Genomic DNA, 11,253 nt, shown 5'->3' with positions numbered 1-11,253 from the left:
GTTGGGGGTTCCATTGGAACCCCTGGCCTGCCTGTTCCGTTTACGGTAGAAGGGGCGACCGGCACACCGGCAGCCGAATCGGACATCGAGGGACGCTCATGGAAGTCGTGATCACGATCCTGGCGCTGCTCTTCGTCGCGTTCGTGGCGTTGGGCGTGTACGCGGGCATCAAGGTCGTCGGCGCCACGCGGCGCGGCGTGGACCGCACCATCACGCAGGCGCGCCGCACCGTGGAGGAGACGACGCTCCGGGCGAAGAGCTACGGGCAGCCGGGTGTGCCGGGCGAGCTGGCACACCTGAGGCTCGCGCTGCGTACGTCGATGCGGGCCACGCAGGACGCGCTGCACGCAGGGGTCGCGGAGGACGCCTCGCTCTCGGAGTCGCTGGGGCTCTTCGAGCGGCTGAGTGTGCACGGCCGCGAGCTCGACGAGGAGCTGAAGCGGCTGGAGCGCGAACCCGACCGGGCGACGGTGGCTTCGCTGCTGCCGGGGCTGAAGGAACGCACCGAGCGGATCACGCACTCGGCGGAGTCATTGCGCTGGGCTGCGCGCGACCGGGCCCGGCAGTTCGCCGACGACGACTTGGACGCGCTGAACGCACAGATCGACGTGGAGGCGGGGGCGCTGCGGCACTGGACGGTGGAGGAGCCGTCGGCGCAGACGCCGACGCCGATGCCCACCCGGGCCGAGGGGTCCGCGCAGGACCGTGACGGCGAGCGGGGCCGGTCGGCTGAGGCCGGTCCGGCCGGTGCGGACGCGCCGCCGCAGGCGATCACGGCTGCGGACCCGAGGCGCGCGGCGGGCTACCCGTGGCAGAAGTCGGCAAGGCCGGAAACGACCAACTGAACGGACCGGGCCGGGCCGGATCTGGGCAGGCGGGGTCGGCCGCACTGGTGTGCTGTGGGCGGCTTCCCGACCGGCTTCCGACCGGCTCTTCGTCGGCTTCCCGGCCGGCTTCCGATCGGCTCTCCGTCGGCTTTGCGGCCGGCTCCCGATCCGCCTCCGGGCGGTGTGAACGCTCGGAACCGGGCCTGGCAGTATCCGATCCGAACCGACCGCAATCGATCAGTCGATCGGGGTCGGGCTGCTGCACCCCCGCCCCGGAAGGTAACCTCCGGCTCATGTCCCGCCATGTCGCGATCGTCACCGATTCAACGGCCTACCTGCCGCCCGAGATGATGGAACGGCACGGCATCACCACGGTGCCGCTGACCGTCGTCCTGGGTGATCAGGCTCTGGAGGAGGGCACGGAGATCTCGGCCCGCTCGCTGGCCGCCGCGCTGCAGAAGCGCCACTCCGTCACGACGTCCCGGCCCAATCCCGAGGTTTTCGCCGCCGCGTACCGCGCGGCGGCCGAGGCCGGGGCGACGGCCATCGTCTCCCTGCATCTGTCCGCCGAGATCTCGGGGACGTACGACTCCGCGCTGCTCGCCTCCAAGGAAGCGCCCGTACCCGTACGCGTGGTCGACACCGGAATGGTCGCCATGGCCCTGGGGTTCTGCGCGCTGTCCGCGGCGGAGACCGCTGAGGCGGGCGGCAGCCTGGACGAGGCGGTCGCCGCCGCGGAGAAGCGGGCGGCGGCCACATCCGCTTATTTCTATGTCGACACGCTCGACTATCTGCGCCGGGGCGGCCGAATCGGCGCCGCTCAGGCTTTGCTGGGGTCCGCGCTCGCGGTGAAACCGCTGCTTCAGCTGGACGGCGGCCGGATCGAGCTCCTGGAGAAGGTACGGACGGCCTCCAAGGCGATCGCCCGGCTGGAGGAGCTCGTGGTGGAGCGGGCGGGGGCGGGAGCCGTCGACATCGCCGTGCACCACCTGACCGCCCCGGACCGGGCGGAACGGCTGGCCGAGCGGCTGCGCGAGCGGGTGCCGGGCCTGCTGGATCTGCATGTGAGCGAGGTGGGCGCGGTGATCGGGGCCCACACCGGTCCGGGACTGCTCGGAGCGGTGATCTCACCGCGCTGAACTCAGTTCCCTCAGGGCAGGATTCACCGCGCCGAGGTCACTCCGGCGGGTGAGGGAGTTATCCACAACTGCACTATTTTCCACCGGAATTGAGGGTGCTCGGCAGGTTCGGGCAGATATGCCTAACGTCATGAGGCATGGCCCTCCGATCACTTCCCGCAGCCCTTTCCGTCTCTCAGCCTTCGGACTCGTCTCCGGAGTCTCCCGCGTACGCGTCTCCGAGTGCGCACTCGGGTCCGCGCCCGTCCTCCGACGGGTCTCCGTCCCCTGACGCGCCTTCGGTCGCGCGCCCCGGCGTGCGCGCGGGGCGTCGGCCTACGGGCGGGGCCGGTCCGGGGCCCGGCCGCGGCGCGGCCGGTGCGGGTGTCGGGCCCGGTGCTCGCCATGGTGCTCGTCATGGGCGACGGCGGCCGGCGCGTGGGCGTGCGGCGGCTGTCGCGGCGGCCTCGCGGCGGAGAGCGGACGAGCTGATGTCGGGGGCGTACGGCGGGGCCGCCGGACCGCCGCCGCCCGTCGTCCCCGCCTCTGTTCCGGATGCGGTCCTCGAACCGGCCCGTCCCGTACTGCCTGCGGGGGAAGCGGAGACGGAACGGCCGCGGTGGCGGGACCGGGCGGTTCCCGCACTGCGGGAGCGGCTGCCGCTGTGGCTGCAACTTCGGTGCGGCCTGGAGCCGAGGACCCTCGCGGCGCTCGGAGTGGTGATGGTCGCGGCCGCGATTCTGGCGGCGGTGCACTTCTGGTCGGGCCGGCCGCAGGCCGTCAGCGCTCCCGAACCGGTCAAGGACGGTGCCACCGCGCAGATGGCGCCCGGGGCCTCGCTCCCCGAGGACCCGGGGCCGCGGCCACAGCCGTCGGCAGGCCCGCCGCCCACCGGCCCCGCTGGCGGACAGATCGTCGTCGACGTGAGCGGCAAGGTGCGCCGGCCGGGCATTCAGCATCTGCCGGCCGGGTCGAGGGTGGCGGATGCGCTGAGTGCCGCCGGTGGGGTGCGCGACGGTACGGACGTCACGGGTCTCAACCGGGCGAGGGTCCTGACGGACGGCGAGCAGGTGGTGGTGGGTGGGCCCGCCGGGCCCTGGTCCACGGGTGGATCGGGAGGCGGTGGACCGGGAACAGGGGTGACGGGGGCAGCAGGCCCCGTGGTGCCGCTGAGCCTCAGTACGGCGACCGTCGAGCAGCTCGAAACCCTGCCCGGCGTGGGGCCGGTACTCGCCCAGCACATCGTCGACTACCGCACCGAGCACGGCGGTTACCGGTCCGTCGAGGAACTGCGCGAAGTCAACGGGATCGGTGACCGCCGGTTCGAGGACCTTCAGCCGCTGGTCCGGCCATGACCACCCCCGACGTCCACACCGCATCGGGCGGGAGGCTGGGTGCGTCCGATCCGCGGCAGGAAGGGCCTGCCGATCTGCGCCTGGTCCCTCCCGCGCTTGCGGTGTGGGCCGCCGCGGCGCTCGCGCTCGGGGCACCGGGGCCCTGGGTGGCCGCAGGAGTGGTGGCCTGTGTCTGCGTGGCCGTGGTCTTCCTGGTCCGGGCCCGGCCGGTGATCGGCTCGGCCCGGCGGCCGTCCGGGGCCGGGACCACCCGGCATCCCGAGTCGCATGCCCGACGGCTGCGGGCCACCGGGGTCGCCGCCGTCCTGCTGTCCGTGGCGGCAGGGGCAGCGGCCGGCGGGCTGCACGGCGCCCAGGTCAGGCAGGGGCCGCTCCCCGGCCTGGCGGACAGCTACAGCCGGGTCACGGTGGAGGCCACCGTGACCTCGGACCCGCGGCAGACGCGCCCGGGCGTGCGGGGTGACCGTGGCATCCCGGTCTCCCTGCTCCTGGAGGCCCAGGCCGAGCGACTGACCAGTGTCGACGGGGCCGTGATCCGACTGCGTACACCGGTACTCGTCATGGTCTCGCCCGGTGAGGCGGCGGCGATGTGGCAGAGCCTGCTGCCTTCCACCCGTATCCGCCTCAACGGCGGGCTCGCGCCTCCGCAACGCGACGGGGAACGCATCGCCGCCGTCCTGCGCACCGACGGGGACGACCCGCCCCGGATCACCGGCCGGCCCACCTTCCTCCAACGCACGGCGGGGACACTGCGCGCCGGTCTGCGAGAGGCGTCCGACGGGCTGGACGCGGACGCACGGGCGTTGCTGCCGGGGCTGGTCGTCGGTGACACCTCGCGGGTCAGCCCTGAGCTGCAGGATGCCTTCAAGACCACCGACCTCACCCACCTGTTGTCCGTTTCAGGGGCGAATCTGTCGATCCTCCTCTTCCTGCTCATCGGGCCGCCCGGCACGGCTCTGCGCACCGAACGCCGAGGTATGGCACCCCGACTGGGGATCTCCTTGCGGATGACCGCGCTCATCGGCGGCGGGCTCACGCTCGCCTTCATCGTGGTCTGCCGACCCGAACCGAGTGTTCTCCGTGCAGCGGCCTGCGGACTGATCACCCTGCTCGCCATCGGAACGGGCCGTCGCAGATCCCTGATCCCCGCACTCGCCGCCGCGGTTCTGCTGCTGGTGCTGTACGACCCGTGGCTGGCCCGCAGTTACGGATTCCTGCTCTCCGTCCTGGCCACGGGGGCGCTCCTGACCCTCGCGCCCCGATGGAGCGCCGCGCTGCGCAGCCGCCGGGTGCCGCCTCGGATCGCCGAGGTGCTCGCCGCGGCCGCTGCCGCCCAGGCGGTATGCGCACCGGTCGTGGTCGTCCTCGCCTCGCGGGTGAGCCTGGTGGCGATTCCGTGCAACCTGCTCGCGGAGCTCGCCGTGGCGCCCGCGACGGTGCTCGGTTTCGCGGCCCTCGCCGTTGCCCCGGTCGCCCTGCCCGTGGCCGAACTGCTGGCCCGGGCAGCGGGATGGCCGGTCGGGTGGATCGCGTCCGTGGCCCGTACCGGGGCGGCGCTTCCCGGGGCGGAGGCCGACTGGCCCGGCGGCTGGAGGGGCGCGGCTCTGCTCGCCGGCCTCACCGTTCTGCTCGTGCTCCTCGCCCGCCGGCTGGCCCGGCGGCCCTGGATCTGTTCGGCCGCCGCCCTGCTCCTGGTCCTCGCGGTGCTCCGGCCGGTGCCGCTCACCCGGATCATGACCGGGTGGCCGCCGCCCCACTGGGCCTTCGCCCTGTGCGATGTGGGGCAGGGGGACGCCATGGTCCTCGCGGCCGGTGACGGTACGGGCGTGGTCGTCGACACGGGTCCCGAGCCCCGGCTGGTCGACCGGTGCCTGCGCGATCTCGGCGTCACCCGGGTGCCGTTGCTGCTCCTCACCCATTTTCATGCCGATCATGTCAGGGGCCTTCCAGGGGTGCTGCGCGGCCGGGCGGTGGGGGCGATCCAGACGACGAGCCTCGACGAGCCGCCCGAACAGGCGGAGTTCGTCCGGAGAACGGCGTCGGCGGCGAAAGTGCCGGTGTTACGGACGGCCCCGGGGGAGCGGCGCAGGATCGGCCCGCTCGACTGGCGGATCGTGTGGCCACAGGGGGAAGGGAGAGGGGAGGGCCGGGGGGCCGGACCGGGCTTCGTGACGGAGGAGCCGAACGACTCCAGCGTCACTCTCCTTGTCCGGTCGGGGAAGCTGACTCTGCTGCTCCTCGGTGATCTCGAACCTCCCGCCCAGCGAGGGCTGTTGCGCAGCTACCCGGCGCTGCCGAGGGTGGACGTCCTGAAAGTGGCCCACCACGGATCCGCATACCAGGACGCCGCGTTGCTGCATGGCGCACGGCCGAGGTTCGCCCTCATCTCGTGCGGTACGGACAACCCCTACGGACACCCGTCGGCCCGTACGGTCGAGGCGCTGACTCGCGGCGGAGCGAGAGTGCTGCGTACCGACGAGGACGGTGCCATCGCGATCACGGGGGCGGGCGCGGCACTCACCGCGGTGGGCAGCTCATGAGCGGGCGACCGGCCGTGGTGGTGGGACCGGGGGCGCAGGTGCTGGCGCGGGGACCGGAAGCCGGGACAGACTCTCGTCATGAATCCGGATGCCCCGCAGATGCCCGCTGTTCCCGCGTACACCGACCTGCCTGTGGATGCCCGGGTCGATGCCTACCTGGAGCGCATCGGAGCCGCCCGCCCGGCACGTGCCGACGCGGCTGCCCTGCGCGAGCTCCAGCTGCGCCATCTGACAGCGGTCCCCTTCGAGAACCTCTCGGTCCACTACGGCGAGGACATCGTCCTGGAGGAGGACGCCCTCCTCGACAAGGTGGTGGGGGTCCGCCGCGGTGGCTTCTGTTACGAGCTGAACGGCGCCTTCGCCTTCCTGCTGCGCGCCCTCGGCTTCCGCGTCACGCTGCTTCAGGCCAGGGTCTTCGGCGACGGTGGACAGCTGGGCATTCCGTACGACCACATGGCGCTGCGCGTCGAGACCGAAGACGACACGGGTCCCTGGCTGGCCGATGTCGGATTCGGCGACCACGCTCAGCGGCCGCTCGCGCTCGACGACCGGACCGAGCAGCAGGACCCGGGCGGCGTCTTCCGGTTCCGGGAGGCTCCGCAGGGCGATGTGGATCTGCTGCGCGACGGCTCACGGGAGTTCCGTCTCGACCTGCGCCCGAGGGCACTGGCCGAATTCCGGGTGGGCGCGTGGTACCACCGCACCTCGCCCGACTCCCACTTCCTCCGGTCCGTCGTCTGCTCCCGGCTCACGGACGACGGCCGGGTCACGCTCAGTGGCCGGAAGCTGGTCACGACCGTGCGGGGAGTACGGCACGAGACACCCCTGGCCACCGATGCCGAGGTGCTGGCCGCCTACCGCGACCACTTCGGGCTGCTGCTCGAACGGCTTCCCGAGGTGCGGAGCGCTCTCCACGTCCGGAACGAGTGACGCACACCAGCGGAGCGGTCAATTCGGACCTTCGGTACACCTCTGCACAACCCCTTCCGAGCGGGCCTCGGCGGTGACCCCAGCCGGTAGTCACCGGCCGGGACGGTGGCGAGGCTCCAGGTGGCCGCCCCACCGCAGCTACCCGTCCCGGGTGACGGGGAGATCGAGCGTCCAGACGCGTGCAGACGATGCTGGCTCGGGGATCGCGGTCGTGGGCCCCAGCATCGCCATCGCCATGTCCATCGCCATGGACATGGACATGGACATGGACATGGACATCCAGATCGTCCCCAAGGGCTGACCCGGAAACGCCGCGCGGAAACGCCGCGGAACACCGCGCCGGAAACGCCTCCCGGAGACGTCGGCCCGGAAGCGGCGCCTACGGCTGCTCCAGCCACCCATCGAACTCCGCCGCGAAGGCGTCGAGGGCCGCTGAATCGAGCCGTCCGGCAGGGTCCTCCACGACCACGAGCCACTGGGCGTCCTCGGCATCGTCCTCGCCTGCCAGGGCGTCGCGTACGAGCTGGGGCTCCTCGGTCACGCCGAAGCGGTCCGAGAGCTCTCCGGCCACGTCCTCCGCCGTATCGCGGTCGGGCAGCACCAGTACATGTCTCACATCGCTCACCTGCCCATTCTCGGGTACGTACGGGGGCGCCCCCGACCGCAGGGCCGGCTGTCAGTGGGGCGTGGGATGCTGGAGCGCGATGGCCACCAGAAGGAATTCCACCGACGACCTGCTCGCCCCCATCACCCTCGCCGTGGGCCAGGAGGACCTCCTCCTCGACCGTGCCGTGCAGCAGGTGGTGGCGGCGGCCCGCGCCTCCGACGCCGACACGGACGTGCGCGATCTCAGCTCCGACCAGCTGCAGCCGGGCACCCTTGCCGAGCTCACCAGCCCGTCGCTCTTCGCCGAACGCAAGGTGGTGATCGTGCGCAACGCGCACGATCTGTCCGCCGACACGATCAAGGACGTCAAGGCGTACGCGGGTGCGCCGGCCGAGGAGATCACCCTCGTCCTGCTGCATGCGGGCGGGGCCAAGGGCAAGGGGCTGCTGGACGCGGTACGGAAGGCCGGTGCCCGTGAGGTCGCCTGCCCCAAGACCACGAAGCCGGCCGAGCGGCTCTCCTTCGTACGGTCGGAGTTCCGGGCGCTGGGGCGTTCGGCGACCCCCGAGGCGTGCCAGGCCCTGGTGGATTCCATCGGCAGCGATCTGCGGGAGCTGGCGAGCGCGGTCTCCCAGCTGGTGGCCGACGTCGAGGGCACCATCGACGAGGCAGTCGTCGGGCGTTACTACACGGGGCGCGCGGAAGCCTCCTCCTTCGCCGTCGCCGACCGCGCGGTCGAGGGCCGGGCGGCCGAGGCCCTGGAGGCCCTGCGCTGGTCGCTGTCGACGGGCGTCGCTCCCGTGCTGATCACCAGTGCCCTCGCGCAGGGGGTCCGCGCGATCGGGAAGCTCTCGTCGGCGCGGGGCGGGCGGCCCGCGGATCTGGCGCGCGAGCTCGGCATGCCGCCGTGGAAGATCGACCGGGTGCGCCAGCAGATGCGTGGCTGGACTCCGGACGGCGTCTCGGACGCGCTGCGCGCGGTCGCCGCTGCGGACGCGGGTGTGAAGGGCGGCGGGGACGACCCTGAGTACGCGCTGGAGAAGGCCGTGGTCGCTGTTGCACGGGCTGCGCGGGCGGGTCGGTAGCGGACGGGGGCAGGGGTGACGGGGGCCGTCCGGTGCCGCTTCGTCCTCAAGCGCCGGACGGCCTTGAAACGACGTCAAGCGCCGCGCGGCCTTGACGGGCGGCCTTGAAAGGACGTCCTCGAACGCCGTACAGGCTTGAAGCGGGTGCCCCGGGAATACCGGCCCCCCGACATCCCCCCGGACATACATACCCCGGACATACCGAAAGCCCCGGTTCACGCCCTGGGGAGGGCGGTGCCGGGGCTTTCGGTTCACGCTTTTGGTGCGCCGCACCCGCGTGGCGAACGCAGGTTCGGTGTGCGGCGCGGGGTGCCGGTCAGGAGCGGGAGAGAGGGCCCGCTGAGTCCGTTCCGGCGATCACATCAGTAGCTCAGCCCTGAAGGGCGGCAACCTTGAGCGCGAGCGCCGACTTCTTGTTGGCGGCAGCGTTCTTGTGGATGACGTTCTTCGAGACAGCCTTGTCCAGCTGACGCGACGCCTCACGGACGGCCACAGTGGCCTTCTCGACGTCGCCGGAAGCGGCAGCCTCACGGGCCTTGCGGATCGAGGTCTTGAGCGACGACTTGACGGCCTTGTTGCGCAGGCGCGCCTTCTCGTTCGTCTTGTTCCGCTTGATCTGGGACTTGATGTTCGCCACGAGATAGAGCCTTTTCAGGTTCGTTGGATCTTCTATGTGCGCCACGCCGCTTCTGAGGGCCACGAGGCACAGCTGCCCACGGTACCAGCCACCGTCCCACCGGCCCAAACCGGTCCCTGCCCCGCAGGCGTGGGACGATAGAGCTTACGTATCGATCCGACCGACCCGACATCGACCCGAGACACGGCGTTCGGCGTCTCAAGAATCAGGACCCTGCGTGCCCGCGACTCCTACCAACGTGCCCGAGCCGAGCCGTACCGACCCGGCGCTGATCCGCAACTTCTGCATCATCGCTCACATCGACCACGGCAAGTCGACGCTTGCCGACCGGATGCTTCAGCTGACCGGTGTGGTCGACGTGCGGCAGATGCGTGCTCAGTACCTCGACCGGATGGACATCGAGCGCGAGCGCGGCATCACCATCAAGTCCCAGGCGGTCCGTCTGCCGTGGGCCCCCACCTTGGGCGAGGACCAGGGCACCACCCACGTCCTCAACATGATCGACACCCCGGGACACGTGGACTTCACGTACGAGGTCTCCCGGTCGCTCGCCGCCTGCGAGGGCACGGTTCTGCTGGTGGACGCGGCGCAGGGCATCGAGGCCCAGACGCTCGCCAACCTCTACCTCGCGATGGAGAACGACCTCACCATCGTCCCGGTGCTCAACAAGATCGACCTGCCGGCCGCGCAGCCCGAGAAGTTCTCCGAGGAACTGGCCAACCTCATCGGCTGCCAGCCGGAGGACGTCCTCCGGGTCTCCGCGAAGACCGGTGTCGGCGTGGACGCCCTGCTCAACCGGGTGGTCCGCGATGTCCCGGCCCCCGTCGGCAAGGCGGACGAAGCCGCCCGCGCGATGATCTTCGACTCGGTCTACGACCCGTATCGCGGTGTCGTGACCTACGTCCGTGTCATCGATGGCCAGCTCAACAAGCGCGAGCGCATCAGGATGATGTCCACGGGCGCCACCCACGAGCTGCTGGAGATCGGTGTCTCCTCCCCGGAGATGACCCCGGCCGACGGTATCGGCGTGGGCGAGGTGGGCTACATCATCACCGGCGTGAAGGACGTCCGGCAGTCCAAGGTCGGTGACACCATCACCTCCCTGCACAACGGGGCGACCGAGGCGCTGGGCGGTTACAAGGACCCCAAGCCGATGGTGTTCTCGGGTCTCTACCCGCTGGACGGCTCGGACTACCCCGACCTGCGCGAGGCCCTCGACAAGCTCCAGCTCAACGACGCCGCCCTGGTGTACGAGCCGGAGACCTCCGCGGCCCTCGGCTTCGGGTTCCGTGTCGGCTTCCTCGGACTGCTCCACCTCGACGTGGTCCGTGAGCGGCTGGAGCGCGAATTCGGTCTGGAGCTCATCGCCACCGCCCCGAACGTGGTCTACCGCGTCGAGATGGAGGACGGCACCGAGCACATCGTCACCAACCCGAGCGAGTTCCCCGAGGGCAAGATCGACGCGGTGCACGAGCCCGTCGTGCGCGCCACGGTCCTCGCGCCCAGCGAGTTCATCGGCGCGATCATGGAGCTCTGCCAGCAGCGCCGCGGGACCCTGCTCGGCATGGACTACCTCTCCGAGGACCGGGTCGAGATCCGCTACACCCTGCCGCTCGCCGAGATCGTCTTCGACTTCTTCGACCAGCTGAAGTCCAAGACCCGCGGCTACGCCTCGCTCGACTACGAGCCCACGGGTGAGCAGTCCGCCCAGCTCGTCAAGGTCGACATCCTGCTGCACGGCGACAAGGTTGACGCGTTCTCCGCGGTCACGCACAAGGACAAGGCGTACGCGTACGGCGTCCGGCTCGTCGCCAAGCTGCAGAAGCTCATTCCGCGGCAGAACTTCGAGGTGCCGATCCAGGCCGCCATCGGCTCCCGGGTGATCGCCCGTGAGACCGTCCGCGCCATCCGCAAGGACGTCCTCGCGAAGTGCTACGGCGGTGACATCTCCCGTAAGCGGAAGCTGCTGGAGAAGCAGAAGGAAGGCAAGAAGCGCATGAAGATGGTCGGCAACGTGGAAGTTCCGCAGGACGCCTTCATCTCCGTGCTGTCGACGGACGAGTCGGCCGGCGAGAGCAAGACCAAGAAGTAGCCCCGCCCCTCCCGGGAAGCAGTCCCGCCCTACTGGGGAGTAGGGCGGGCGGTGGGCCGGGAG

9 protein-coding genes are annotated in these 11,253 nt (G+C 71.1%); 7 read left to right on the top strand and 2 right to left on the bottom strand.

Annotated elements, in window-relative coordinates; translation table 11 throughout:
• Positions 1 to 98 precede the first annotated feature (98 nt).
• The 5 genes from ACFWSK_RS25405 (at position 99) to ACFWSK_RS25385 (ending at position 6,770) form a co-directional block, all read left to right on the top strand.
• Positions 99 to 845 carry a hypothetical protein gene (locus ACFWSK_RS25405; RefSeq protein WP_383790440.1) on the top strand — a complete coding sequence of 249 codons (747 nt, stop codon included), beginning with the start codon at positions 99 to 101 and terminating at the stop codon, positions 843 to 845.
• 275 nt (positions 846 to 1,120) lie between these two features.
• Positions 1,121 to 1,966 (top strand): DegV family protein, encoded by an 846-nt coding sequence (locus ACFWSK_RS25400; RefSeq protein ID WP_383790437.1) that lies wholly within the window; start codon positions 1,121 to 1,123, stop codon positions 1,964 to 1,966.
• A gap of 470 nt (positions 1,967 to 2,436) precedes the next feature.
• Positions 2,437 to 3,300: a helix-hairpin-helix domain-containing protein gene (locus ACFWSK_RS25395; protein ID WP_383790434.1), complete on the top strand. Its 864-nt coding sequence runs from the start codon at positions 2,437 to 2,439 to the stop codon at positions 3,298 to 3,300.
• Positions 3,297 to 5,840, top strand: coding sequence for a ComEC/Rec2 family competence protein (locus ACFWSK_RS25390; protein ID WP_383790431.1), 2,544 nt, complete (start codon positions 3,297 to 3,299; stop codon positions 5,838 to 5,840). Before ACFWSK_RS25395 ends, ACFWSK_RS25390 begins: the two co-directional genes overlap by 4 nt.
• Before the next feature lie 78 nt (positions 5,841 to 5,918).
• The gene (locus ACFWSK_RS25385; RefSeq protein WP_383790428.1) at positions 5,919 to 6,770 is read left to right on the top strand and encodes an arylamine N-acetyltransferase; all 852 of its coding nucleotides are present in this window, start codon (positions 5,919 to 5,921) and stop codon (positions 6,768 to 6,770) included.
• 379 nt (positions 6,771 to 7,149) lie between these two features.
• Here ACFWSK_RS25385 and ACFWSK_RS25380 read toward each other — a convergent pair whose 3' ends face one another.
• A complete protein-coding gene (locus tag ACFWSK_RS25380) occupies positions 7,150 to 7,395 on the bottom strand; it encodes a hypothetical protein (protein WP_383790425.1) in 246 nt (81 codons plus the stop codon).
• 79 nt (positions 7,396 to 7,474) lie between these two features.
• On the opposite strand from ACFWSK_RS25380, the gene holA reads away from it, so the two are divergent.
• Entirely contained in the window at positions 7,475 to 8,461 is a 987-nt protein-coding gene (holA, locus tag ACFWSK_RS25375) for a DNA polymerase III subunit delta (RefSeq protein WP_383790422.1), read from the top strand.
• A gap of 370 nt (positions 8,462 to 8,831) precedes the next feature.
• On the opposite strand, the gene rpsT is transcribed toward holA, so the two are convergent.
• Complete coding sequence (gene rpsT, locus ACFWSK_RS25370) at positions 8,832 to 9,098, bottom strand: 30S ribosomal protein S20 (RefSeq protein WP_173313224.1); 267 nt, start codon at positions 9,096 to 9,098, stop codon at positions 8,832 to 8,834.
• A gap of 217 nt (positions 9,099 to 9,315) precedes the next feature.
• On the opposite strand from rpsT, the gene lepA reads away from it, so the two are divergent.
• Positions 9,316 to 11,190, top strand: coding sequence for a translation elongation factor 4 (gene lepA, locus ACFWSK_RS25365; RefSeq protein WP_383790419.1), 1,875 nt, complete (start codon positions 9,316 to 9,318; stop codon positions 11,188 to 11,190).
• The last annotated feature ends 63 nt before the right edge of the window (positions 11,191 to 11,253 follow it).

Origin of the sequence: Streptomyces sp. NPDC058620, from assembly GCF_042717135.1 — a bacterium.
Classification (GTDB): Bacteria; Actinomycetota; Actinomycetes; order Streptomycetales; family Streptomycetaceae; genus Streptomyces.
Note: the sequence above shows the minus strand (reverse complement) of the source record. Positions and strands in the feature narration are given on the sequence as shown.

Excerpts from the sequence above, each read along its gene's own strand:
- ACFWSK_RS25405 (WP_383790440.1), top strand. The coding sequence starts at position 99 with ATGGAAGTCGTGATCACGATCCTGGCGCTGCTCTTCGTCGCGTTCGTG.
- ACFWSK_RS25400 (WP_383790437.1), top strand. The coding sequence starts at position 1,121 with ATGTCCCGCCATGTCGCGATCGTCACCGATTCAACGGCCTACCTGCCG.
- ACFWSK_RS25395 (WP_383790434.1), top strand. The coding sequence starts at position 2,437 with ATGTCGGGGGCGTACGGCGGGGCCGCCGGACCGCCGCCGCCCGTCGTC.
- ACFWSK_RS25390 (WP_383790431.1), top strand. The coding sequence starts at position 3,297 with ATGACCACCCCCGACGTCCACACCGCATCGGGCGGGAGGCTGGGTGCG.
- ACFWSK_RS25385 (WP_383790428.1), top strand. The coding sequence starts at position 5,919 with ATGAATCCGGATGCCCCGCAGATGCCCGCTGTTCCCGCGTACACCGAC.
- holA (WP_383790422.1), top strand. The coding sequence starts at position 7,475 with ATGGCCACCAGAAGGAATTCCACCGACGACCTGCTCGCCCCCATCACC.